This window comes from Micromonospora sp. NPDC004540 (assembly GCF_040610095.1).
Lineage (GTDB): Bacteria > Actinomycetota > Actinomycetes > Mycobacteriales > Micromonosporaceae > Micromonospora.
The window spans coordinates 29,886-52,990 of the sequence record NZ_JBEXLR010000035.1 but is presented as its reverse complement, the minus strand read 5'-3'; the positions used below and the strand labels follow the sequence as shown (position 1 = coordinate 52,990).

General features: G+C 68.6%; 24 protein-coding genes and 2 pseudogenes. 13 read left to right on the top strand and 13 right to left on the bottom strand.

Annotated features, from left to right (window positions below; genetic code table 11):
* Nucleotides 1-272 precede the first annotated feature (272 nt).
* Entirely contained in the window at nucleotides 273-776 is a 504-nt protein-coding gene (locus ABZV78_RS14675) for a nucleoside monophosphate kinase (protein ID WP_355638710.1), read from the top strand.
* Nucleotides 777-842: 66 nt separating this feature from the next.
* On the opposite strand, the gene ABZV78_RS14670 is transcribed toward ABZV78_RS14675, so the two are convergent.
* Together ABZV78_RS14670 and ABZV78_RS14665 are read right to left on the bottom strand one after the other, a co-directional pair.
* A complete protein-coding gene (locus ABZV78_RS14670) occupies nucleotides 843-1,508 on the bottom strand; it encodes a hypothetical protein (RefSeq protein WP_355638708.1) in 666 nt (221 codons plus the stop codon).
* Nucleotides 1,509-2,039: 531 nt separating this feature from the next.
* Nucleotides 2,040-2,255 (bottom strand): DUF2007 domain-containing protein, encoded by a 216-nt coding sequence (locus tag ABZV78_RS14665; RefSeq protein ID WP_165440028.1) that lies wholly within the window; start codon nucleotides 2,253-2,255, stop codon nucleotides 2,040-2,042.
* A gap of 190 nt (nucleotides 2,256-2,445) precedes the next feature.
* On the opposite strand from ABZV78_RS14665, the gene ABZV78_RS14660 reads away from it, so the two are divergent.
* The gene (locus ABZV78_RS14660; RefSeq protein ID WP_355638706.1) at nucleotides 2,446-3,018 is read left to right on the top strand and encodes a DinB family protein; all 573 of its coding nucleotides are present in this window, start codon (nucleotides 2,446-2,448) and stop codon (nucleotides 3,016-3,018) included.
* Between the two features lie 48 nt (nucleotides 3,019-3,066).
* Here the strand turns inward: ABZV78_RS14660 and ABZV78_RS14655 are convergent, their stop codons facing one another.
* On the bottom strand, nucleotides 3,067-3,756 hold the full coding sequence (locus tag ABZV78_RS14655) for an SMI1/KNR4 family protein (protein ID WP_355638704.1): 690 nt from the start codon (nucleotides 3,754-3,756) through the stop codon (nucleotides 3,067-3,069).
* Nucleotides 3,757-3,968: 212 nt separating this feature from the next.
* Between ABZV78_RS14655 and ABZV78_RS14650 the strand changes: the two are divergent.
* Nucleotides 3,969-4,274, top strand: a pseudogene (locus ABZV78_RS14650) (helix-turn-helix domain-containing protein); the annotation flags it as partial.
* A 117-nt stretch (nucleotides 4,275-4,391) separates the two neighbouring features.
* Nucleotides 4,392-5,201 carry a hypothetical protein gene (locus ABZV78_RS14645; RefSeq protein ID WP_355638702.1) on the top strand — a complete coding sequence of 270 codons (810 nt, stop codon included), beginning with the start codon at nucleotides 4,392-4,394 and terminating at the stop codon, nucleotides 5,199-5,201.
* 78 nt (nucleotides 5,202-5,279) lie between these two features.
* On the opposite strand, the gene ABZV78_RS14640 is transcribed toward ABZV78_RS14645, so the two are convergent.
* Nucleotides 5,280-6,188 carry a methyltransferase domain-containing protein gene (locus tag ABZV78_RS14640; RefSeq protein WP_355638700.1) on the bottom strand — a complete coding sequence of 303 codons (909 nt, stop codon included), beginning with the start codon at nucleotides 6,186-6,188 and terminating at the stop codon, nucleotides 5,280-5,282.
* A gap of 1,083 nt (nucleotides 6,189-7,271) precedes the next feature.
* Between ABZV78_RS14640 and ABZV78_RS14635 the strand changes: the two genes are divergently transcribed.
* From ABZV78_RS14635 to ABZV78_RS14625, 3 genes are all read left to right on the top strand, one after another.
* Nucleotides 7,272-8,213 carry an NAD(P)-dependent alcohol dehydrogenase gene (locus ABZV78_RS14635; protein ID WP_355638698.1) on the top strand — a complete coding sequence of 314 codons (942 nt, stop codon included), beginning with the start codon at nucleotides 7,272-7,274 and terminating at the stop codon, nucleotides 8,211-8,213.
* 176 nt (nucleotides 8,214-8,389) lie between these two features.
* Nucleotides 8,390-8,752, top strand: coding sequence for a YciI family protein (locus tag ABZV78_RS14630; protein WP_355638696.1), 363 nt, complete (start codon nucleotides 8,390-8,392; stop codon nucleotides 8,750-8,752).
* 512 nt (nucleotides 8,753-9,264) lie between these two features.
* Nucleotides 9,265-9,396: a hypothetical protein gene (locus ABZV78_RS14625; protein WP_355638694.1), complete on the top strand. Its 132-nt coding sequence runs from the start codon at nucleotides 9,265-9,267 to the stop codon at nucleotides 9,394-9,396.
* Nucleotides 9,397-10,136: 740 nt separating this feature from the next.
* Here the strand turns inward: ABZV78_RS14625 and ABZV78_RS14620 are convergent.
* The 4 genes from ABZV78_RS14620 to ABZV78_RS14605 form a co-directional block, all read right to left on the bottom strand.
* On the bottom strand, nucleotides 10,137-10,445 hold the full coding sequence (locus tag ABZV78_RS14620; protein WP_355638692.1) for a hypothetical protein: 309 nt from the start codon (nucleotides 10,443-10,445) through the stop codon (nucleotides 10,137-10,139).
* Between the two features lie 456 nt (nucleotides 10,446-10,901).
* Nucleotides 10,902-11,363, bottom strand: coding sequence for a hypothetical protein (locus ABZV78_RS14615; protein WP_355638690.1), 462 nt, complete (start codon nucleotides 11,361-11,363; stop codon nucleotides 10,902-10,904).
* 170 nt (nucleotides 11,364-11,533) lie between these two features.
* Nucleotides 11,534-11,758 (bottom strand): winged helix-turn-helix domain-containing protein, encoded by a 225-nt coding sequence (locus ABZV78_RS14610; protein ID WP_355638688.1) that lies wholly within the window; start codon nucleotides 11,756-11,758, stop codon nucleotides 11,534-11,536.
* 271 nt (nucleotides 11,759-12,029) lie between these two features.
* Nucleotides 12,030-12,245 carry a hypothetical protein gene (locus ABZV78_RS14605; protein WP_355638686.1) on the bottom strand — a complete coding sequence of 72 codons (216 nt, stop codon included), beginning with the start codon at nucleotides 12,243-12,245 and terminating at the stop codon, nucleotides 12,030-12,032.
* Nucleotides 12,246-12,480: 235 nt separating this feature from the next.
* On the opposite strand from ABZV78_RS14605, the gene ABZV78_RS14600 reads away from it, so the two are divergent.
* From ABZV78_RS14600 to deoC, 3 genes are all read left to right on the top strand, one after another.
* Nucleotides 12,481-13,383 carry a hypothetical protein gene (locus ABZV78_RS14600; RefSeq protein ID WP_355638684.1) on the top strand — a complete coding sequence of 301 codons (903 nt, stop codon included), beginning with the start codon at nucleotides 12,481-12,483 and terminating at the stop codon, nucleotides 13,381-13,383.
* Nucleotides 13,384-13,652: 269 nt separating this feature from the next.
* Nucleotides 13,653-14,381, top strand: a complete 729-nt coding sequence (locus ABZV78_RS14595; protein WP_355638683.1) for a GntR family transcriptional regulator — start codon at nucleotides 13,653-13,655, stop codon at nucleotides 14,379-14,381.
* Nucleotides 14,378-15,082, top strand: a complete 705-nt coding sequence (gene deoC / locus ABZV78_RS14590) for a deoxyribose-phosphate aldolase (protein ID WP_355638681.1) — start codon at nucleotides 14,378-14,380, stop codon at nucleotides 15,080-15,082. Before ABZV78_RS14595 ends, deoC begins: the two co-directional genes overlap by 4 nt.
* 382 nt (nucleotides 15,083-15,464) lie before the next feature.
* On the opposite strand, the gene ABZV78_RS14585 is transcribed toward deoC, so the two are convergent.
* On the bottom strand, nucleotides 15,465-16,925 hold the full coding sequence (locus tag ABZV78_RS14585; protein ID WP_355638679.1) for an SDR family NAD(P)-dependent oxidoreductase: 1,461 nt from the start codon (nucleotides 16,923-16,925) through the stop codon (nucleotides 15,465-15,467).
* 192 nt (nucleotides 16,926-17,117) lie between these two features.
* Between ABZV78_RS14585 and ABZV78_RS14580 the strand changes: the two are divergent.
* The 3 genes and pseudogenes from ABZV78_RS14580 to ABZV78_RS14570 form a co-directional block, all read left to right on the top strand.
* Nucleotides 17,118-17,370, top strand: a pseudogene (locus ABZV78_RS14580) (IS481 family transposase); the annotation flags it as partial.
* 104 nt (nucleotides 17,371-17,474) lie between these two features.
* Nucleotides 17,475-19,481 (top strand): cytochrome c oxidase subunit I, encoded by a 2,007-nt coding sequence (ctaD, locus tag ABZV78_RS14575; protein ID WP_355638677.1) that lies wholly within the window; start codon nucleotides 17,475-17,477, stop codon nucleotides 19,479-19,481.
* A 247-nt stretch (nucleotides 19,482-19,728) separates the two neighbouring features.
* Nucleotides 19,729-20,016, top strand: coding sequence for a hypothetical protein (locus ABZV78_RS14570; protein ID WP_355638676.1), 288 nt, complete (start codon nucleotides 19,729-19,731; stop codon nucleotides 20,014-20,016).
* Between the two features lie 116 nt (nucleotides 20,017-20,132).
* Here the strand turns inward: ABZV78_RS14570 and ABZV78_RS14565 are convergent, their stop codons facing one another.
* The 4 genes from ABZV78_RS14565 to ABZV78_RS14550 form a co-directional block, all read right to left on the bottom strand.
* Entirely contained in the window at nucleotides 20,133-21,758 is a 1,626-nt protein-coding gene (locus tag ABZV78_RS14565; RefSeq protein WP_355638675.1) for an alpha/beta hydrolase fold domain-containing protein, read from the bottom strand.
* A 281-nt stretch (nucleotides 21,759-22,039) separates the two neighbouring features.
* Nucleotides 22,040-22,363 carry a hypothetical protein gene (locus tag ABZV78_RS14560; protein ID WP_355638673.1) on the bottom strand — a complete coding sequence of 108 codons (324 nt, stop codon included), beginning with the start codon at nucleotides 22,361-22,363 and terminating at the stop codon, nucleotides 22,040-22,042.
* Nucleotides 22,345-22,710, bottom strand: a complete 366-nt coding sequence (locus tag ABZV78_RS14555; RefSeq protein WP_355638720.1) for a hypothetical protein — start codon at nucleotides 22,708-22,710, stop codon at nucleotides 22,345-22,347. The genes ABZV78_RS14560 and ABZV78_RS14555 overlap by 19 nt, the downstream gene beginning before the upstream one ends.
* A 175-nt stretch (nucleotides 22,711-22,885) precedes the next feature.
* Complete coding sequence (locus tag ABZV78_RS14550; protein WP_355638715.1) at nucleotides 22,886-22,969, bottom strand: hypothetical protein; 84 nt, start codon at nucleotides 22,967-22,969, stop codon at nucleotides 22,886-22,888.
* Nucleotides 22,970-23,105: the final 136 nt, after the last annotated feature.

Sequence of the window (23,105 nt, the reverse complement as noted above, 5' to 3'; positions counted from 1 at the left end):
TTCTTCGCCACCGCGGAAGTATCCACGGCCATCGTCGTTTCCGTCATCAGGTGCCGCTCCTTGATCAGGAGTTACACCGTTCTTCTTACAGACCCGGCGCCGTGGTCGTGCGGTCTTCTCGATGGGATGCAGGGATGGCTTCTGCCTCTAGCCGGGATCGGACCAGCGCGTCTGCGCTGGAGTACGTAGGCGAGTCGTCGATAAGCTGCGCTCTCTGGGTGTCGGAGTGTGAGAGCGTGCGGCGGAAGATAGCTGTCATCGCGGAGCCCGGCGTGCTCGACGCCTGGGGCGCCGCAATGCTGCTCGGCGAGGCCATGGGGCTGCAGGCGTATAACGTCGGGAACCTCTGCCGAGCGGCAGTGCAGGGCGGCTCGGAATGGGGCCAGCGGTTCGCGAGTCACATGCAGGCCGGCGAGTTGGTACCAGACGAGGTGCTGGCCGAGTTCGTCGCGGACACGCTGGCACGCTCGCCAGGCTGCTGGGTGCTGTTCGGTTACCCACGGACCATTCGTCACGCCGAGCTGCTGGCCGAACACGGCCATGTACCAGACACCGTCATCGAGGTGATGCTCGACGAGGACCGCATCGACCAAGACTGGCGGCTGGCCGCAAGACGCGAACAGTTCCCGCAGATGCTCGCCGAGCACCGGCTGCGCGCGGCTCCAGTAAGGGGGTTTTATCACGCCTCTGACGCATTTCACGTACTGCAGCAGTACGCATCGCTCGAGGAGCTCGCTGCCAATCTGCGCGCAATCGTGGTCAGCACGGGGAAGTAAGCCATCAGGTCCAACCCGGTGTACTGATCTGCCGCCGACCGTGCCCAGGTTGCTGCCGCGGGGCGGTCAGGCCGTCCTGAGCCAGCGGCCGTGGATGTCCTTGTAGCGCAGCGGGTCAACGGCGGCCGGGTCATCGAGGAGGGTGACCAGCAGGGCGCCGTTCGGGAGCGGGCGCGTGCGAGCGGCAACCTCGGGCAGGCGTGGCGGTGGCAGACGAGCGTCGGGGCCAACGTAGGTCCACCAGCCGAGTTCAGCCGGCCAACCGGCGGCCGGGTGCTGGGCGTCGTGGATGCCCCATTTCCATATCTGATCGCTCGACCATTCGTCGAGGACTCGGCCGACGTCGGCGTTCAGGCGCTGCGCGACGTCAAGCCACAATCCGGTCAGGCGGCCGTGCAGCTCGCGGAAGGTGTCCGCCTCGGGCACCGGGCGGCGATAGCAGAAGCATGAGTCCAGCGCCCAGACGAGGCGCCCGTCTTCCCAGTTGACGAAGATGTCGATGTCGCCGTTCGTCCAGAGCTGGCCGTGCTCCGTGCCCGTCGCCATGGCGGCGAGCGCCGTGTCGGAATCCTCGACCGTGCGTAGGTCAGCGTCGCGATTGGTGAACAGGTTGATCAGCCCGTCGGGACGTTGCGGGCGCAGATCCTGCTCCGCCGCCAGTGCATACAACTGGCGAAGAGCCGGGCCCGCCGTCACGGGTACCCGCAGTTCCCAGATCCAGTCCGACCCCACGTCCGCAAAGTACCGATCCGCTTCTATTCACGACAAGCCGGTTGCGAGATCCGCTCATGCCGGCGTCCCGCTCTAAGAGCGGCACCGGACGGGCCCTATTGAACGGCATCCTCATTTGCCGCTGAGCACGCGCGACCCATATGAACTAGAGGTGGTCGCAGTACGGAGAGCAACGACGGCCAAGGGCGTGGCCCAGATCCCGCAGAAGAGTGCCCAGGCGCTCGACCTCCTCGGCCGTGGGCGGAGTGATGGCTGCGCCGACGCGATGTGCTCTCCGGCCTCGTACAGCGCGACGTACAGATCTTCCGCGGTTGCGCGGTCGAGCCGCAGAACGATGTCGTCCCCCATACGCAGACCCTGATCGCACGTCTCTCGGCACCGGTTGGCCAAGGTCGGGTGCGCGGACATGCCGCGATCCGAGCGGTTGGTAGAGCTGGGCGGGGAAACAGATTGGGAGCGGCGCTCCGCGCGAGATGCGGGACCTGTCGGCGCATGTGGTCGATGGCTGGCCGCGTACGGGGACTCGAGCCGTTAGGACGGCGAGTTGGCCAAAATGTGCCGTGCCCGGGCTTCGTCGGCCGGCGCGACCAGCACGCGCACTCCCTCCAACTGGAGTGAGCCCAGTTCGCCACCCGCGTCGTCGGCGGTGACCCAGGCGTCGATGCCCTCGCTCTGCAGCAAGCCCGCCACAATGTCGCCCTCGGCGCGGCTCGACACGCTGGCGACGGGCACCGTCCGGTTGGTCACGAACCGGACCATACCGCGTACGGGGATTGTGATAGTCAGGAACCGCCGTGGCGAGCATCCGCTTCCGGCAATCCGCTCGCCGCGGCGGCTGGGCCGGAGCGGGAAAGTGCCGCCTTGTAGGGCGCTTCGGGGCGCTGGCGGTTTCGTCGTAGGTTTGATCGGGTCGCCTGTCAATCTCTACTGTCGCACGGTGGGTGTGGACTGGAACGCAGAGCTGGTCGACCAACTTGAGTGGCACTGGCAGCATCAGCTTCGGCCACGGCTGGACGGGCTGACCGACGTCGAGTACTTCTGGCAGCCGGTCCCGGGCGCCTGGACCCTCAGCCGGCGCGGCCAGAGTTCTGCGCCGTTGTCGGTCGGCGCAGGCGAATTCACCTTGGACTACGCCAGCCCGCCACACGACCGCGCGCCGGTCACCACGATCGCCTGGCGGCTGGCGCACCTCATCGACGTGTTCGGACCACCGGCGACACCCCACTTCGATGGCCCGCTTGCCGGTCACCGGGCGGTCGCCTACCCGGGCACCGCCGAGGCAGCACTGCGCCAGCTCGACGACGGGCACGATGCGTGGACCCGCGATGTTCGCCACCTCGGCGCCGCCGGATTAGCTCAGCCGCAAGGTGCCATCTCACCGCCGGAGTACGCGGATGCAACGATGGCGAAGCTCATCCTGCACGTACACCGCGAGGTCATTCACCACGGCGCCGAGATATCCCTGCTGCGCGACCTCTATCTATGGAAAGGCAGCCGAGGTCACCTATGACCGGGTAGTCCTTCCGATCTGGTGCACGCTCATGCCGCCGTCCGTGCGCTACAGGGTGTTCCGGCTTGATCGGGACTGAGTTTGCTCCTCCGCCTGTTCGAGCCAGCCCCGGTACCAGCGCGTGAAGCCCGTCGGGCTCCCGTCGGGCTCGTGCAGAGGCCGGAACCCGCCGTCGCTGGCGGTGTCGTCCGCCCACATCTGACCGCGAGCTGGTCCGCTGATGACGAGAGCTTCGCGGTAGGCGCAGCCGAGGTGACAGAGATAGAGCAGCCCGATGGAGTGTTCGGGCGAGAAGGCGATGGCTTCGTGCTGCTGCCAGTAAGCGTCTTCAGCCTCGTTGAACTTGCCTTCGGAGTCGAAGTCCGCCTCGTCGGGGGGATCCGGCAGGTCGTCTGCGGGGTTGAATGCGTCGGTGTGCGGGAACGGCTGGCTCAACGTTTCCAGGTCGGTGAGTTCGGCGCCGTCGCCTTCCCAGCGCCAGCGGCCGTCTACCCGTTGGACAGGAAAGAGGCCGTACGCCGGGCCCGTGCCCCCACGACTGACCTGTAGGAGAAAGCAACGGTACTTGGCAGGTAGCTCGACATCTAGCTGTGATTCCAGCTCGGCCAGCTCATCCGTGGTCAGAGGCGGCTCGCGTCGCCACTGATGGCTGTTGGCGCCGAAGACCGTGCCGGCAGACGGGTGCGTCGACAATCTGGCCAGGCGGTCGGGTACATCCGACCAGTCCGAGAGGATCACGGCAACACCCTAGACGTGTCCTGCGGGCGCCCTCATGCCGCTGATCGCGCCTCTTGACCGGCGTCGAGGATCGTATGCCCCAGCGATAGGTGGCACGCGAGTGACGCAACGTGACAGCCGAGCCCGGAGGGAGCCGACCAACTGGTGTCGGCGACGCGTGAAGACTGAGCCTCTGGCGGGCGAATCTGGACCCCCCTTCCAGTATCGGGAGGGTGTTGAGCGTGGAGGACTGGGCGGAGATCCGTCGTCTGCATCGGTCTGAGGGGATGCCGATCAAGGCGATCGCTCGCAAGTTGGGTGTCGGCCGGAACACGGTGCGTCGGGCGTTGGCGGCGCAGGGGCCTCCGCGATATTCGCGGCCGGCGAAGCCGTCGATCGTGGATGCGGTGGAGCCGCAGATCCGGGCGTTGTTGCAGCAGTGGCCGCAGATGCCGGCGACGGTGATCGCGGAGCGGGTCGGGTGGACGCGGTCGTTGACGGTGCTGAAAGACCGGGTGCGCCTGTTGCGGCCGTTGTTCACGCGGCTGTCAGGCTGACTCCACCGATAGCTGACGGTGCGCGTCCGCCAGGCGCACGGCCGGCGCGATAATGCCGGGATGGTGCGACGGTGGAGGCGACGGGACCGGGAACAGGTCGTGGCGGGACTGCTCAGCGCGGCTCTGCTGGAGATCCGCATGCTCGCCTTCAGGCCGGACCTGTCCAGGCATCCCGACGGTCACCTCGCCGAGATCCACCTGATCGCCGACGTGTGTCACAACCTGCCGAGGGCAGCCGCGGTACGCGCGGCCAACGGGTTCGACCCGTTCGTCTACATGTGGCAGACCGCTACCGCTGATCAGCAGCGGTGGCTCAGCGGGCATCTAAAGAGTTTGGGCGTCGACCACCGATACCTCGTGCAAAACCCTTCCTGGCCGCCGCCCGTCACAACGCCAGCGCAACGCCCTAGGCTGGCCCGCCGTGGCTGGCGGATCCCGCGCAACCCCGGCGGCTTCGTCGCTGTAGACACCGCCAAACTTGGGGAGCTGGTGCGGGAGGCTCACGCGCTTGAGCCTTCAGGCCGCAAGTCACCCGAATGGACGATCGCGCACCTGCGGCCAGAAGGCCAGCACATCCTGCGCCCCAGTCGGCTTGGCGAGCCGCTGTTCCTGCCGGATGGCCCCGGCGACCTTCGCCAGTACCGTGGCCTGATCCAGATGCGCGACGGCGCCACCGTCGTCGACCACCTGCGTATACGCGAGTCCAGCTTCGCGAGCCTGCCCGCGAAGCTGAGCCCGATCGACCGTTGGCTGCTGGCCGCCGCGCCATACGGCAGCCGCGAACGAGACGTCTATCTCTGGGGCCGCGACCACCGCTCCGCCGAACCGGACTGTTCGCAATGCTTGGCATTGGCATTGGCATCGGCATCGGCATCGGCTGGCACGCCTAGGTCCCGTCCGGAGTTGTGATCACGGTGGTGTGGAGGCCGGCCGGTCGGCCGCCTCCATGCTGCCACCCAGTCACATGCAGAACCTCAGGCAGACTGCTTAGCCTGGGCGGCGTCCCCATGCCGAGATCAGCGGCGCGAGGGTGAGGTCGAGCTCGCCGGCCTCGACGGCGGCCAAGTGCGCGTCGATTTCGACGTCGTTGGCCAGCCCTGCGGCGAGCAACTCGGCGCGGACCATGCGCACCGTCGCGGTCTCCAGCCGGTCGCAGGCTACCCCGCCGACCGGGAAGCAGCCGGCCGCCGTGACATCGACTAGGCCCGCCGCACGCAACGCCCGCGGCAGCGTACGGCCGTAGCGCAGATCGGCGCCGCGGCGGGTCATCAACTCCCGGACGGCGCGCCGCAGCCGGTTGGCGCGCCGCTGCGCCGGGCCAACCTCATCGAGGCAGGCCAGCGGCTGCAGCTCGGTGTCGGCATCCTCTACCAATAGCCAACCGCCGGGCCGCAGCGCCGCCACCAATGTCGCCATCGCCCGGGCACGGTCGGGCACGTGAACGAGCACGAGCCGCGCGTGTACCAGGTCAAACGTGCCTGGCTGCGGGGGCGGGTCCCCGACGATGTCGTGCCGGAGCACCTCGTACCCGCCGTGCGGGTCCAACCAGGCCGGATTGATGTCCGTGGCCAGCACGTAACCGGTTGGTCCGACGGCCGTGGCGAGTGCCTCGGGAATGCTCGGGCCTCCGGCGCCAACTTCCCAGCAGCGCCAGCCAGCCCTCACTCCGAGCCGGTCGAAGTGCCCACGCGTGACACCGTCGAACAGCTCGGCCAGCCAGGTGAACCGCTCGCCCGCCTCCACCCTGGCGTTGTCGAGCAGGTAGCGGTGGTCCGCGAAAGACCCGGGGGAGTCCGGCGATGGGGGCCTGGACCGCGCGCCAGCAGTATTCACCGGCCCGCCCGCGGTCGTGTCCGGCTCGGACCCGGGGTCGACGGCGGGCTGCGATGAACTCATGCCCACATCCTCACGCCTGACCGCGTGCTGTGTCAGCGCGACGCGGGATGAAGCCAGACACGGCCTGGCTGCACCCAGCCAGGCCGACTCCTCGCCCTCGACACGATTGCCCGCTCATCCGGGACCTCGGTGTCCCGACGCTTTCCGGCCGCTTGGCCGCGCTGCGCCAACTCGTACTCCAGGCCCCGGCGCCGATCGTCGTTGCGACATCTGTTGCCTATTGGTGTGCTGACGTGAAGGCTTCGCCGGTGTCATGGGGTGCCAACGCCGGACAGAGAGTGCCAACGGTCGCTGGTAGTCACATCAGGGCTTGTCAGAGCACGAAGACGCCCTCGTCGTAGTTCGGGTTGTCCGCTACGGGCTGGCCGTGGTTGCTGGGCAGCGCCGTGAGGCGGACCCGGCCGGTGGCGCCGGCCGGGAGCCAGACTGCTTCGGCGGGTTCGTTGTGGTGGGTGGCGGTCGCGGCCGGGACGTCGCGGGGCTGGCCGCGTAGAAGCCGGTGGAGGTGTTCTTCGCGTTGATCGCTGTGAAGTCAACATCGTCGCGACCAGCGCGATGATGCCCATGACCCAGCCAGTGATGTTGGAGATGACCTGGGCAATGGACTTCGGGCCTTCACCATCAGGGGCGGCAGCGGCCAGAACAAGGTCGTTGAGTACGGAGATCGTGTGCATTGCGGCGCTCCACTGGGACGTGTGGGCCGCCGCGGTGGGGACCGGGCGAAGGACCGTGCGGTCCGGTGGGGGCGCTCCTCCCTTGCGTTTAGCGAAGGGTCGCGGTGCCAGTACGCCGCGCCAGCCATGCCGGGCCGATGGCCTCGCCGGATGCAAGGTCCCCACCCGGCGGCATGCCGTGGATGACATGCACCGCCCAGATCTCGGCTGTCAGCTCGGATGAACTTGCCGCCTGCCTGTCACAGCCTGACAAGACCGGTCAGCGACTCGTCGCTGGCAGCCTTCTTGTCGACCATCCGCTTGTCCCGCCGTGCTAACTAAGAGGCGTAGGCTGCTGGCCCTGAACGCATCGGGTACTGCGGCTGGCCTACTTTCCCCGAAGGGCTGGTGGTACCAGGTGAGAGCAGTCGTGTACGACCGGTACGGGTCCCCGGATGGGTTGCGGATCGAGAATCTCCCCAAGCCCTCGCCCGCTGCCCGACAGGTGCTCGTCAAGATTGCGGCGACCTCGGTGAATTTGAGCGATTGGGAGACCCTGCAGGGTTCGCCACTGTATTCGCGCATCGGTGGGCTGCGCTCCCCGGCACGCCGGACCCTCGGCTCGGACATCGCCGGATGGGTCGACGCGGTGGGCCCGGCCGTCACTCGGTTCCGACCCGGTGACGAGGTGTACGGCGACAACCTCATGCTCAAGGGCGGTTTCGCCGAGTACGCGATCGCGCCCGAATCGGTCCTGGCGCGCAAGCCCGCCGCCCTGACCTTCGCCGAGGCGTCGGCGATCCCACAGGCGGGCGTGATCGCACAGCAGGGCATCGCGGGCGCCGCAGCCGGCAACCGGGTCCTGATCAATGGCGCCGGCGGAGGATCCGGCGCATTCGCGATCCAGCTAGCCAAACGACTCGGCGCCCAGGTAACCGGCGTCGACAACGCGGGCAAGCTCGACTTCATGCGGTCCGTCGGCGCGGACGAGGTGATCGACTACCGCAGCCGCGACTTCACCCGCAGCGGCCCGTACGATCTCATCCTCGATCTGGTCGCGCACCGATCGGTGTTCGCCTACCGCCGGGCACTAGCCCCCGGCGGCCGCTACCGGTGCGTCGGCGGATCGGTCCCGGCGCTACTGCGCGTCCTGACGATCGGCGCGGTGGCCGGCCGGCTCACTAACCGTCGGCTGGGCGTGCTCGCCGTCCGGGAAGGGCCGACCCACTTCGAACCGGTGGCCGATCTCTGCGTAGCGGGTGACCTCGTCATCCACATCGACCGGGCCTTCACGCTCGACGAGACGCCCGAGGCGTTGGCCCACGTGGGTAAGGGACGCGCCCATGGAAAGGTCGTCGTGAGCGTCAACTGACCAGCGACCGCAGATTTCTCCGCGGTCGGCGCCGCGAACAACCGGATCTGCCGATGTGCGTGCGACGGTTGACCGGTTGACAGAAATCAAGCTGGACAGTGTCGGATCTGCCGGATGCCGTTCGTAGCGTATGCAGAGACGGACGTCGGGTCCGGGGACGATCAGAGGGAGCGGACATGCCTGAGTACCTCATCTACTTCAATCAGCAGTGGGTGGGTGACCACACCGAGGAGTGGTTCCGCGGGCGCGGTCCACTCGCCAGGGCGGTTGTTGATGAGATCAAGGCCGCCGGGGCATTCGTCTTCGCCGGCGGCCTGGAGGAAGAGGACGGCCCAGTCTTCAACGCAGACGCCACAAGCGGTGCGATGGTCTTCACCGACGGGCCCTATGTCGAGAGCAAGGAGTTCCTGGGTGGCCTGACCATCGTGGACGTGCCGGATGAGGCGACCGCCCGGATGTGGGCCGGAAAAATCGCGGAGGCATGCGGCTGGCCGCAGGAGGTTCGCCGGTTCAAGGCGCGGCGCGTCTTGCAGGGATGAGATCGTCACTCGTCGGCTGAGGCTTGAGCCGAGGCGTGGCCGGCACCGGGGCGACATCGTTGCTGCGATATCGGCAAGGATTCGACCAGGCACGGGGGCGGCCAGAAAAGTGCCGCCCCCGGAGCCGGCCGACGAAAGCGCTTCGCCGTACTCATCTGGCTCCCCTCTGTGTCAAGACACGGCTGGGAGCGGGGTTCTATGCTGGGTGTCGGCGGGTCCGGGAAGTGACTTCTCCGAAGAGCCGTCGACCGACCCCGGATGTCACCGACAGCACAGACGCGGCCCGGCTCCGGCGGGATCCTGAAGCGGGCTCCTACGGCCCGGTTTGACGCGCGCTTCGGTAGGGAAATTTCGCGGACACCTCATGAAGGAGGCTGTATGGAGATGTCCGCTAGCGTCGGGCGCAGTTGCCGGCAGCCGACACGTCCATGCGCGGCGGCGCGTGTTGTAGCGCCGGCCGCGAGGGGGCGAGCCTAATGGCTCGCGTCGGTCGCTACGGGATCCCAGGGTTCGTGTGGTTCCTGTTCTGGCTCGTCGTCTGCATCTTGATCGTCATTCTGTTGGCGCTGCTCATTCACCACTTCGGAGGCGCCTCGCTATCACTCAAGCTCGGCCACTTCTACCTGAACATCGGGGTCACCTGACCTGCCAGATCGTCGACACTCCGGCGCCGGTACCGCACCAGGCGTGTTAGCCGTCACCTTTGGTGAGGGCTAACACGGCTTGGAAGCGAGCAAGCGTGAAGTGCCAGCCCGGTGCGCAAGCGCTTGCCGGGGGACTGGATAGCCCATCGGTGCGGAGTGTCATTGACGTCGGCGTCGGATTGCTTCAGGGCGGACCACCTTCAAGCCGTCCAGTTGGGCCGGCTCGGACCGTCAGAATCAACCGGCCCGCGTGTGTCCTTGAACCCTCGCTGATTCGCGTAGAGATCTCCACTAGCGCCGATGAAGTCGATCGCCGCGCGAAGTTGCTGCTCGCGGGTCCATCGTCGGTGCTCTCCGCGCCCAGTGAGCCAGGCCCCGAGGACGACGCCGATCAGCCCGACGAGTGCGCCGACCATACCTGCCACGAACGCCGCGACGAGCCGATGTCACTGGCATGGACGACTACCGGCGCAAGCGAAGATGGCTGAGGCAGCGACGAAGTAGCCAACGGCTCGGCAGAAGCTGTGAAGCAGGGTCGGATCCGTCGAGCAGCCAAGCGAGCAGCCAAACCAACGAGCATGAGCGGACGATCGCGGACGGGGACCATGTGTCCGGCACGAGGACCAGGCGGTGGACCAGCACCGGGCAGCCGACTCGTAATGCGTAGGGTCCTTCGGCCAGGATGAATCCGACCGCTGGATCCGCCCGCGCCCGGCGCGAGCGGGATCGGCGAAGACGGATCAGCTGACCGCGAGCTCTCCGGTTGCGGCGACATCGCCCTCGAGACGCGCGGCTGGACGGACCAGCGTCCGCGCGACGAGCACGAACGGCGGCAGCAGGAGCAGGTTGGCCAGAGCGAACATCGGATTCATGCCGCCGGAGAGCAGTGTGACGACCACCCAGGCCGGCGCGCAGGCGAACGCCCACCACGGCACCAGGCCAGCGCGGGCGTGACCGAGCAGCAGCAGCAGCGGGCCGAGCAGCAGGCCGAGGGCCATGCCGATCAGCGTCGCGTCCTCCATTCCGGTGCCGCCGACACCGTCGTACACGGCCAGGGCGACCTGGCCGGCAGCCGTAGTGGTGCGCCGCGACCGCGTTGAGCTCGACGTAGCTGGCCTGGTGCATGGCCCACGAGACAGCGCTGGCGACCGCGATGAGGCCGGTGACGCCGGCCCACCGCTCGCGGGCCTGACGCAGGCTCTCGACCAGGCCCACCATGGCGGCGACCCAGACGGGCGCGGTGACGAACACGAGCCAGCCGAACAGTTCCCAGGTACCGCCGCATCACCGAAGGCCTCAGCAAGCAAGAGATCCTGCGCTGCCTAAAGCGCTACGTCGTCCGCGACGTCTACACCGCCCTACGCGCCGACTTCGCCGCCCTCGCCCCTTGACCTCCATTTGCGGTTACGCCGCTGCCTGCGCCCAGGCCAGGTGCACGGCGTGCCGCGACCTCCCGCCGTCGGGCCAGGTGCCGACGGGTCGGCCCGAGTTGCGGTCGCCGGCATTCAGGGGCCGACGGTGATGACGTCCAGGACCACCGTGACGCCCGATGCGCGTCGGACGACCTCCAGTTGCTCCGCCGTCATCACCGCCGCGAACCCGGTAAAGCTGAACCGGTATAGCCCCCGCAGCGTGACACCCGCACGTTCGGCTGTTCCGGCCGGGTCGGTGCCGTGCTCCATCATTACGATGTAGGAGTCGGGGACCCGCTCCGGCCCGGTGGTCGGTCGATAGGGGGCGGGTCGGCCGGGTTCATCGGGCGTGATCAGTTCGACAGCCGCGTGTGCCCCCGCGGCGGCCACCTGGGTCGGGTCGAGTTCCGCTCCGAAGCCCCTCTCCCACGTTCGGTACACGGCAGTGGCGGAGACCTGGAGCTCCTTGAGTATCGCCTGGTGCTCGGGGGGTCGTCGGGGTCCGGTCTGAGGCTTAAGCCAGACCATGAAGTCACGTGCTCCGTCAGCGTTCATGGCTCCCATCCATAGTTGCCGCTCACTATGAACGGAGCGAGCGGTTGGTGTGCTTGGTGCTATGTGTCCCGCAAGCCCCCGTGGTTTCGGTCTGTACCCGAGAAGGGGACGGTGGGCCGGGTCGGCGGTTGGGCGCCGACTCTGAAGCGGCTCCGGCTGGTCTGCCTTGCCTACCGAGGCTGCTGGTTCGTGACGTACACGCCCTTGCCTTGCCGGCCGTCGATCAGCCAGTCGGCTTTGCGTAGGGGCATGGCGGCACGGATGGCAGTGTTGCTGACCTCGTAGTGCTCGCACAGGGCAGCGAAGGATGACAGCTTGTCGCCCGGCTTCAGTTGGCCGGAGCTGATCTGTTCGCGGATATCCCGGGCGACCTGTAGGTATGCGGCTTCAGACATCGGTGGTGCTCCCAGCTTGGCGGCTGGTGCAAGCAGATCACACCGCAAGCTCCCTGTCGGCAGTGTGAGCGACCCGGGCCCGAGAACGCCCGACAGGATCCCTGTGGAGCACGATCTGGTGCGCACAAGCTCAGCCAGCCCTTCACCCGCTGGTCCATCCGCAAACTGCTCGCCTACCTGCGCAAGGTCCACTGCCGGGTGATCCGCATCGACCGCGAGGCCCTTCGCTAACCCCGGGCCCAGTGGCGCCCGCAGGACTGGTCCTCTACTTCTACGAGCGCGTCCCGCTCGACGGCCTGCAGACCACCACTGGCTGTCCTGGCTGGCCGTGCAACCCGGCTACGGCTGGCCGGTCGCCGACGAACTGCTGCGCCAGCACCACCACGTGGTCGACCGGACCGGCCACCCGGTGTACGCCGTCGTCACCACCGAAGGCGCCCGAAACCTGCTCTGCCAGCACGGCTACCGGCCGGATCTTCCACTGCACCTACCCAGCGGCCCGAAGCTCTGGCCCCTGACGCGCGCGCCGGCCGCCCGATCCGGAGTAACAGCTCCAGCTGAACGTTCCTCCGGTGAACCCCGGCCGGCCCTACCCCTGGCGGCCGGGACACCACGAGGGCCCGGAAGGTGTGACCGCGTAAGTCCGCAGGGGAGTGCGGACCCGCCACCCGAGGCCACCCTTCCGGGCCTTTCAGCTGCGGGTTGACGATTACCCTTGGCCGGTGGCGTCCACGGTTTGGTTCGTTGGGGTGTCGACAGGCAAGTCGTTAATCCATGAGGCGTTCCCGATCTGGATGGGCGACCTTGGTCTCGACGTACGCCTCGTCGGTCGCGACGTGCCTTTGGCCGCCCCTGCTGAGGCGTACCGCGCCTTGATGACCGAGCTGGCTGGCAGCGATGACGTGCTCGGCGCGGTCATCACGACGCACAAGGTGGCCGTACTGCGCGAGGCCGGTGACCTGGTCGACTGGCTCGACCCGTTGGCGGCCGAGTGCGGAGAGGTCAACGCCATACGGCGTGAGGCGGGCAGGCTGGCCGGCTTCGCCCGGGACCCGATCTCGATCGGGCGAGTCGTCGATGACATCTGGCCCGACGGAGAACACGTCGTCTGTCTGGGAGCCGGCGGTAGCGCGATCGCGCTCGGCCGTCATCTGCTTGCCCGTCCCGTGCCACCGGCCCGCTTGGTGTTCACCGACCGCAGCGATGCGGCCGGCCGCCACCTGCGGGCCGTGCTCGGTCCGTGGGCCGAGTCCCGGCGAGTGCGCCTCGAGGTACACCTCGGCGCGGGCCCGTGGGATCACCTCGTCGCGTCAGGTCCGCCCGGCACGCTCGTTGTCAACGCCACCGGACTCGGCAAGGACCGTCCTGGTAACCCCCTGTCGCCGGTCGCCGAGTTCCCGCCCGCTGCGCTGGTGTGGGACCTGAACTACCGGGGTGACCTGACCATGCTGCGGCAAGCCCGCGCTCATGATGGGCTGGTCGTACACGACGGTTGGCAACTGTTCTGCCACGGATGGGCCGCCGCCCTCGGCCCCATCCTCGATCTGCCAAACGAAAGGGGCACAGCCGGCCGGTTCGCCATGCTCGCAGCACCCCTACCTGCGCGGCCTGAAGCTTGCTGCTGACCCTCGGCCACCGGATATGCCTCGCCAGAAGCGGGCACCTGATGCCGTGGACCCGGCAGACCGAAGCCAGCCGGCGGCTGCGTCAAGGGCACTCGGGGATCTAGCCCGCAGGCCGTCGGCCGGTGAGGGCGGAGGGTTCGTGTGGTCGCGCTGATTCCTTGAGCGCTGCTCCCCGCCACGACGGGTCGTCGGTGCGGTACCGCACAGCGGATTGACGGGAGCCTCGGCTTGTGCCAACTTCTAGGTTGTCTAGACGACCTGGAGGAGTCATGGCCAAGGCGCCGCTTTACGTGCGGATCGAACGGGAACTGCGGACGCGTCTCGCCCAGGCGCAGCCCGGTGACCTGGTCCCGGCGGAGTCGGTGCTCGCCGAGGAGTTCGGGGTCGCCCGGATGACCATCCGGGCGGCGCTCAACGCTCTCGAATCCGACGGCCTCATCGAGCGGATCCAGGGCCGGGGCACGTTCGTGCGGCAGCGGCCCGAACCACGGGCCGCCGGGACCCTGATGAGCTTCCAAGACCAGGTGCGCAGCTGGGGACGTGTTCCGGCATCGCGGCTGGTGGAAGCCGAGGTCCGGGCAGCGTCCCCCGCGGAGGCAGCGGCTTTGCAGCTGACCGCGGCAGCGCCGCGGGTGACCTCGATCGTGCGGGTGCGGCTCGCCGATGACGTGCCCCTGGCCATCGAGTACGCCTGCTTCCCGCCTCACCTGAGCACCCTGCTCGATCTCGACTTGGAAACCGGCTCGCTGCACCGCGCCTTGGGCGAGAGAGGGCTGCGCCCCACGCTCGGCTCCTCGACGCTGACCGCTCAGCGGGCCGGATCCGACGGCGAGTTGCTGCACGTGCCGGCGGACGAGCCGCTGCTGGTCGAGACCCGGCTCATCGTCGACCAGCATTCGGCGCCGCTGGAGTACACCGTCAGTCGCTACGTCGGCGACCGCTACGACCTGCACGTCACCTTCGACGTGCAGCCACCCCGGACCGGAGACCCCCGATGAACATCGCCAATATGATCGACCATTCGCTGTTGCGCCCCGAACTCACCACCGACGACATCCGGCGCGGTTGCGAGATCGCGGCATGCCGCCAGGTCGCCTCGGTCTGCGTACGCCCCTCCGACGTCGGACTCGCCAAGGCCGCCCTCTCCGACACCGGCGTGCTCGTCGGTACCGTGGCCGGTTTCCCGCACGGCGACACCCGCACCACGATCAAGGCCGCCGAGACCCGCGAACTGGTCGACGCGGGCGCCGACGAGGTCGACATGGTGCTGCACATCGGCCGCCTGCGCAGCGGCGAGACCGCGTACGTGTACGACGACATCGCCGCCGTGGTCGCCGCCGCGCAGGGCCGGGTGGTCAAGGTGATCCTGGAGAACGCGTACCTGACCGACGAGCAGAAGGTCACCGGCTGCCGCATCGCCGAACAAGCCGGGGCGCACTTCGTCAAGACCAGCACCGGCTTCGCCCCCGGCGGCGCCACCCTGTCCGACATCCAGCTGATGCGCGCCGCGGTCTCCCCGCACGTCGAGGTCAAAGCCGCTGGCGGTGTCCGCAGCCTCGACACCCTGCTCACCCTGCATGAAGCCGGAGCGACCCGGTTCGGCGCGACCGCCACCGAGACCATCCTCGACGACTTCGCCGCCCGCGAACGCGGCGACCACCCCACCACTGCTGCGGCCCCATCCGGCAGCGACTACTGAAGCGACTCGACCGAGATCGGCGGCAAGCGCCTGCACTGGATCTGCTCGGCGGCCACCCTGCGCGGTGACCGCCCTACCAACCAGGACCAATACGTCGTGGTCCACGATCCGGGAGGCGATCATGGCAAGGTCGCTCGCCAGCGGTGGCGTCCTGCGCGGCCGGGGCTCCCGGATGCGTTCGTAGCGCTGATCGAGGGTGGGCCAGCCGGTGATCAGGGGGGCGCGCCTTGTCTGGCGAGTCGACCCATTCGAACCGGGGTCGCGGCCGGGATGCCCTGGCGTAAATGGCGGTCAGGCAGCGTTCGGCGGTCGACTTGTCAGTTGGCTGCGTGGACAGGGCGTGATCGAGCCCGAGCCTGGGCGGCCGGCAGGGGCGCGCTGATCACCAAGCGCAGGGCGCGTAGTCCTTCAGGAAGCAGCCGTAAAGGTCTTCGCCCTGTTCGCCGCGGACGATCGGGTCGTACACCCGGGCTGCGCCGTCGACCAGATCCAGCGGGGCGTGGAAGCCGGCGTCCGCCAGTCGCATCTTCGTCGGGTGGGGCCGCTCGTCGGTGATCCAGCCGGTATCGACGCTGGTCATGAGGATGCCGTCGGCCAGCATCTCCTGGGCGCTGGTCCGGGTCAGCATGTTCAGCGCGGCCTTGGCCATGTTGGTATGCGGGTGCCCCGGCCCCTTGTAGCCGCGCGCGAACTGCCCCTCCATCGCCGACACGTTCACCACGTACTTACGGCGGGCGGTCGCTGCGGCCATCGCCGGTCGCAGCCGGCTGACCAGCACGAACGGCGCGGTCACGTTGCACAGCTGCACTTCGAGCAGCTCGACCGGGTCCACCTCGTGCACCCGCTGCACCCAACTGTTGACCGGATCGAGGTCCGGGACCAGACCGCCGGCGTCGATGGCGGTGGCTGCCGCGATCCGTTCTGGCGAGGCGGAGCCGCTGGTCAGCGCCAACGCGGTGAGCGCGTGCGGGGTGACCGTGGCCGACTTCGGCGGGGCAGTCAGGCTGCTCGTCGGGTCGCCCCGGCCGGCCGGTTTGGCGAACGTGATCAGCTCCGGCAAGGGGCCGTCCGGCAGGGCCGCCGCCTCCGCGGCGACGAGCTGCGCGTACGCCCCGGGCGTGCGGCGGACGGTCTGCGCCGCGTTGTTGATCAGGATGTCGAGTGGTCCCTGGCCGCTGACCGAGTCAGCGAGGGCGATCACCTGGGCGGGGTCGCGCAGGTCGATTCCGACGATTCGCAGGCGGTGCAGCCAGTCCCCGCTGTCCGGCATCGCGGCGAATCGGCGGACCGCGTCGTGGGGAAACCGCGTGGTCACCGTGGTGTGCGCCCCGTCGCGCAGCAGCCGCAGCGCGATGTACATGCCGATCTTCGCCCGGCCGCCGGTGAGCAGCGCACGCCGGCCGGTCAGGTCGGTGCGGGCGTTCCGGCGCTCCCGGTTGAGCGCGGCGCAGGGCGGGCAGAGCTGATGGTAGAAGGCGTCCACCTCGCGGTAGCGCTGCTTGCAGACGTAGCAGCCGCGCGGATTGTGGAGGAAGCCGGCCGTGGTACCCACGGTGGGGGAGGCGAGCGGGATGCCCTGGGTCTCGTCGTCGATCCGGCCTGGGGCGCCGGTGGCCGTGGCCGCCGTCACCGCGCGGTCCGCCGCCGCGATGGCATCCCGCCGTTCCTCGCGTCGCCGCTGCTTGATCACCTTGTAGAACTTCGCGGTGGCCCGCTGCACCCGCACCACGTCGGGGTGATCGGAAGGCAGGTCCTCCAACGCCTCAAAGACGCTGAGACAGGTCTCCAGCAGGCTCCGATCGATGCCGTATTGACCGGTTTCCGTAATGTTGTCCGCCGCCATGCCGTCGCTGTCTCATCCCGTTTCCTGCGCCGGATCTGCCCGGCCCACCCCAAGTCCGACCCGGAACTGTACGCACCGCAGGGCCTCCGCCGCACCCGCGTCGCGTCGGGGCCGTCGCCGACGTCGGATGCTGGTACCAACCGCGCGCTGAGGCGCCTGCTCCCAGCGAGTGTTCTCACGAACGTCCGGACGATCCTCGCCGACGAGACCCGCGACACCGCCGTCGCCTTCTGGCATCGCGCCCACGCCTGATTCACCACCTGCGGCATCACCGTCCGCCGGGTACTCACCGACAACGGCTCCGCCTACAAGTCCCACCTCTGGCGCGACACCCTCAGCACCGCCGGCATCGCGATCAAGAAGAAGCCCCTGCCCCCAGACCAACGGCAGGGTGGAACGCTTCCGCCGCACCCTGACAGAGGAATGGGCCTACGCCAAGACGTACCCTCGCTTCGCTGCGAGAGCGATTTCGACCGATATGCTGCCCTTGTCGGCCTATTGTGCCTAGGCTCGGTGAGTCATCCGCCTCAGCTCACAGCGGGATAAACCATGCCCAAGCGGTCAACTGCCGAGCCTGGCCAGGACCGCCAGCCGGCGATCCTGGCGCCGGCCCAATTCGGCGGCTTTCCCGGCCCGGTGCGGCGGCCATGGCCCGGCGCCACACTGGTCAAGCTGCTCGCCACCACCGACGCCAAGCAGATCGGCCTGCTCTACCTGACCACGTCCTTCTTCTTCTTCATCGCCGCCGGCATCGAGGCGTTGCTCATGCGCGCCGAACTGGGCCGCCCGGGTCTTCAGTTCCTGTCGCAGGAGCAGTACAACCAGCTGTTCACCTCGCATGGCACCATCATGATGTTCCTGTTCGCCACCCCGCTGGCGTTCGCCTTCGGCAACTACCTGGTGCCGTTGCAGATCGGCGCGCCCGACGTGGCGTTCCCCCGGCTGAACGCTCTGGCCTACTGGCTCTACCTGTTCGGTGGGTTGATGGTGCTGGGCTCCTTCATCACCCCCGAGGGCGCAGCCGACTTCGGCTGGACGGCCTATCCGCCGCTGAGCCAACAGGAACACACGCCCGGAGTGGGGGGGAACGTCTGGGTCGTCGGCCTGGTGCTGTCCGGTGTCGGCACCATTCTGGGGTCGGTCAACCTGATCACCACGACCCTGACCCTGCGCGCCCCCGGCATGACGATGTGGCGGATGCCCCTGTTCACCTGGGCGATGTTCATCACCGCGCTGATGGCGGTCGTCGTCTTCCCGCTGCTGTCAGCCGCCCTGTTCGGGCTGCTGTCCGACCGTCTCCTGGACAGCCACGTCTACGACGCCGGCCACGGTGGGCCAATTATCTACCAACATCTTTTCTGGTATTTCGGCCATCCGGAGGTCTACATCGTCGCCCTGCCGTTCTTCGGGATCATCAGCGAGGTCATCCCGGTCTTCTCCCGCAAACCGTTGTTCGGTTACAAGGGCATGGTCCTCGCCCTGTGGGTGATCTTCTTCTACTCGCTCAACGTCTGGGCCCACCACATGTTCGCCACCGGCCAGGTGCTGCTGCCGTTCTTCTCCGTCACCACCTTCATCATCGCCGTGCCGACCGGGGTGAAGTTCTTCAACTGGATCGGCACGATGTGGAAGGGCCAGATCACCTTCGAGACGCCGATGCTGTTCGCCGTCGGCTTCCTGGTGACGTTCCTGTTCGGTGGCCTCACCGGAGTGCTGCTGGCCAGCCCGCCCATCGACTTCCACACCCACGACACCTACTTCGTCGTCGGGCACTTCCACTACGTGCTCTTCGGCACCATCGTCTTCGCCGCCTTCGCCGGCGTGTACTTCTGGTTCCCGAAGATGACCGGGCGGCTGCTCGACGAACGGCTCGGCAAGGCGCACTTCTGGACCATGTTCATCGGGTTCCACACCACGTTCCTGGTGCACCACTGGCTGGGTAACGAGGGCATGCCCCGCCGGTACGCCGACTACCTGCCCCAGGACGGCTTCACGACCCTGCACACCGTCTCGACAGTCGGGTCCTTCATCCTCGGCGCGTCGACCCTGTTCTTCCTCTATAACATCTGGCAGTCCTGGCGGTTCGGGGCCATGGTCTCCGTTGACGACCCCTGGGGGTACGGCAACTCCCTGGAATGGGCCACCACCTGCCCACCCCCGCTGCGCAACTTCGACCGCATGCCCCGGATCCGCTCTGAGCGCCCCGCCTTCGACGCCAAGTACGGGCCGCTCGTCGCCGACCTCGGCCGGGACCTGCCGCAACGCGCCGCCAAGCCACCCCAGCACATCAAGGAAGAAGTGCACCGCGAAAAGCACGTACCCGAGTCGCCCGGTGTCGACGGCGCGCTGGGGGCCCGCGAGGCGGTGGCACACCACCCGGCGCCGCAGTCCGGTGCCCGCCCCGTCGACGTACCGGCACCCGAGGAGGTGCGCCGGCCCAGCTTTGAGCAGACGAGAGAAGCGGACCAGGACCCGCTTGACGCCGAGCGACTCGACCTGAGCCCGGACCGGTGGCGCCACCCCGGGCAGGAAGACAGCGAGAACGAAGAGCGGTGAACCACCCTCGGGCACTGGCCCGGAGGCCCTTTACACCAGGCTCAGGGTGGGGCTGAGCCAGCTGGCGGTGCGGCACAACTCGCGGTCGGCGCGCAACCGTTAGGTGCACGGCCAGTGGGCCTGGCAGTCCTGGCACCGGCGGGGCTCGTCACGGCATTGCCGATCAGGCGACACCGCGACGGCTGACGTGACGATGGCTGGAATCTGGGCGCTGCGCCGTGGAGGCCGCATCGTCAGCATCGGCGCCATGCCCGAGGACCTTCCCATTCCGACGTACCGGCTCATGACCATGCACATCAGCATCATCGGATCTCTGTGGTTCACCACCGCCGAGGGTGAGGACATGGCCCGGATGGCGGCTGCGGGCACTCTCGACCTGAGCCACCTCGACGCCTACCACTTCCCGCTTGAGCAGGCCAACGAGGCCGTGCAGCCGGCGGCCAACCACCGCGACGGCGGATTCGCCAGCGTCAGGCTCGACCTGCTGGCCTCCGGCGAGCTGAGTCTCGCCTGGGGATGGTGTCCGCCCTTGTAGGGTGCCAAAACGGGCATGGCCCGCCATTCTCCCGCCAGCGGATCGCAGTCGGGGACCTGCCATCGGATGCGGTCGTCGAGCCAAACAGGGCCTAATCCGCGACATGGCAGCCAGCGTCACCCGATGACCTTGGCCCCTCGCATTGGCGCACCCTCCAACGGATGTGCGGCCGGGGCCTCCCCGAACGCCTGGCGCAGGTGCAGGGCGACCTCCTCTTGGGCGTGCGCGGCCTTGTCCAGCACCGCGGCAAGGCCGAAGAAGTCGTGCATCACTCCCGCGTAACGGACCGACGTGGCCCGCACGCCGGCGGCCTCCAAGCGGGCGCACCACTCGTCGCCCTGGCTCTGCAGCACGTCGCGGTCGGTGGTGACGATCAGTGTCGGCGGCAGACCGGCGAGGTCCTGCGCGGAGAGCGGGAGCAGATCGACCCTGGGGTCTTTCAAGCTGTCGGTCACGCCACGGAAGGCGTGCATCATCATCCAGGACAGCAGTGGACGATTCAGTGGCCGGGCGTCTGCGGCGTCCCGCATGGACGCGCCGTACTGGGCGGTGGTGGTCAGAGGGCAGACGAGCACCTGCGCCACGGGCAGTGGCTCACCTGCCTGCTTGAGCTGACCGCAGGTCGCGGCCGCCATGTTCGCCCCGACGCCCTCGCCGCCGATGGCGATGCGTGACGGGTCGCCGCCGAGCCCGGTGGCGTTGGTCCGGAGCCACCGGTAGGTGGCCAGCACGTCCTCGTGGGCGGCCGGGAACACGTGCTCGGGAGCCTTGCGATACTCCGGCGACACCACGATCGCGCCCGTCCGGTTGACCAGGGCGCGGCAGGACGCGTCATAGTCGTCGTTCGTGAACAGGATCCAACCGCCACCGTGTACCCACATCACGACGGGCACCGGATCGGGGGTCTGGCCGAGCGGCTTGTAGACGCGTACGACCAGATCACCGCCCGGGCCGGGCACGGTGACGTCCGCTGCCGATCCGACCTCCTCGGGGTCCGTCGGCCGCTCGTCCTGCTGCAGGATCTCCATCGCCGCGTCGGCGAGGCTCGGCTGCTGGCGGGCCTGCTCGAGGGTGAGGAGCTCGTACGGGGCCAGTACCAGTCGGGACCAGGTGTCGAGGATCCGCTGCGCCTGGGTGTCGAGCAGCCAGGAGGCGTCGGTCGACAGGACGTTGCTGCGGCCGGATACCCGGTCGCGTACCTTGTCCATGAACCCGGCGGCGTCCATGAACCCGGCGGCCACGTGCATGAGCCTGCGACGGCGTCCGGTGGGCGGGACGGTGGGATGCGAGCGGGCCGGGGCCGACCGCTTGGCGGCGAGGTACCGCTCGCCGAGCCGCCCCATCTCCTCCGCGCCCACCGCCCGACGCAGCGCCGGCAGGAACTCCCGTTCCTCCTTCTCGATGTGGTGCCGGATACCGCCGATCAGCTTGTTCAGCGCCCGCTCGAATTCATGGCTGCCGGGATCCGCATGGTCAAGCAGGACGAGCAGCCTCTTGAGGGCCTGGTGCTCGTCCCGCCCCTCCTCGGCGTCCGCGGCGGCGCCGATCTCGGCCAGCGCCGGATACAACACCTCCTCCTCGGCGTGGGCGTGCAGGGCGCGGCCGTAACTCACCTGGTCGACCAGCATGCGCCGGTCACCGCGTCCGGCCTCGAGGTGCTCGAAGAGGCGGTTCGCCACCACGTGCTCGTCGGCGATCAGGTGGTCGAGGTCGCCCGGCAAGGTCGCGTACGGCAGCGTCATCGGACACCTCCTCCTCCACACTTACCGCAACCGGCGTCGCCTTCGCGGCATAACCTGGCATGTCGCCAAGAACCCGAACGGGCGGGTCGACGCTGGTCAGCGCACGTCCCACCCAGGCGTTGGCGCCCAGCTGCACCCGCAGTGAACATGGGTCGGCCGCGTACACTCACGCCTGTCTTCCCGTCAGCAGAGCCCGCGTGATCATCCGGCGCATACACCCTCCGCGGGGGTACGGACGGCCCGCGGGGGCGAGCGCGGCCCACCCGGCTGACCGGGGACACCTACCTGGTCGTCGCCACCTGGAACGCTTCGCCGTACCACCGCCGCAGATCCCGCGACGCCTCGATCAGCCCCACCACGACCCGCGCTCGCTCGCTGTCGGACCTCTCGCGGAGGGCGCGGAGGTCGGCCCGCTGCCAGTCGAGTTCCCGATCCCAGAGCGAACGTTCCGCCCACCAGCTCAGAACCTCCGGCCGGTTGTCGGCCAGCTCACGGTCGAGGAATTCCACCGAGCTCTCCACCCGGCTCAGGCCGCCGCCCGGAGTGCGGTACGAGATACCCGCCTCCCCGGCGACCAGGGCCGGCATCACCCTGGCGGCCGCCACCTACCGCCCCACCATCCACAACAACCGGCGACCACACGCCGGTTGGCCAGGGTTTCGGGCACGTCGTCGTTGACGATGCGCTGCGCGATGCTTTCGACGATCGCCGTCTTGCCGACGCCCGGCTCGCCGGCGAGCACCGGATTGTTCTTCGTACCCCGGGAGAGCACCTCGATCGTGTCGTCGATCTCGTCGTCACGCCCGACGACCGGGTCGAGCCGCACGGCCCTGGCGTCCTCGGTGAGGTCCCGCCCGTACTGGTCCAGGGTGGGGGTGGTGCTGACCCCGTGCCCGCCGGCGCCGCCCGCCGGCCGCGCGGGCCCGGTGACGGCCCCGCCGAGCGCGCGCAATGCCCGGCCCGCGGTGGTCTCCGGGTTCGCGGCGATGCCGAGCAGGATGTGTTCGGGGCCGATGTACGTGGCACCGGACCGTCGCGAGTCGCGGTGCGCGTCGAGCAGGGCGCGCTTCGCCGCTGGCGCGAGCGGAGGCTGTCCTCGCGTGGCCTGCCCCTGGGGACGGCCGCCGCTATCTGGCGGGCCAGGTCGTCGGGTCGGCGCCGCTCGCGTCGAGGATCCGGCGGGTGGGGTCGGACTGGGCGACGGCCCACAGCAGGTGCTCGACGTTGAGGTACGGGCTGCCCCACGCCGCAGCCTGCTCGGCTGCCCGTTGCAGTAGTTGCCGAGATTCGGTGGAGAGCAGCCCTTCCTATCGATGGGGTGGGTCCTCGGCACAGGCCCACTGAACG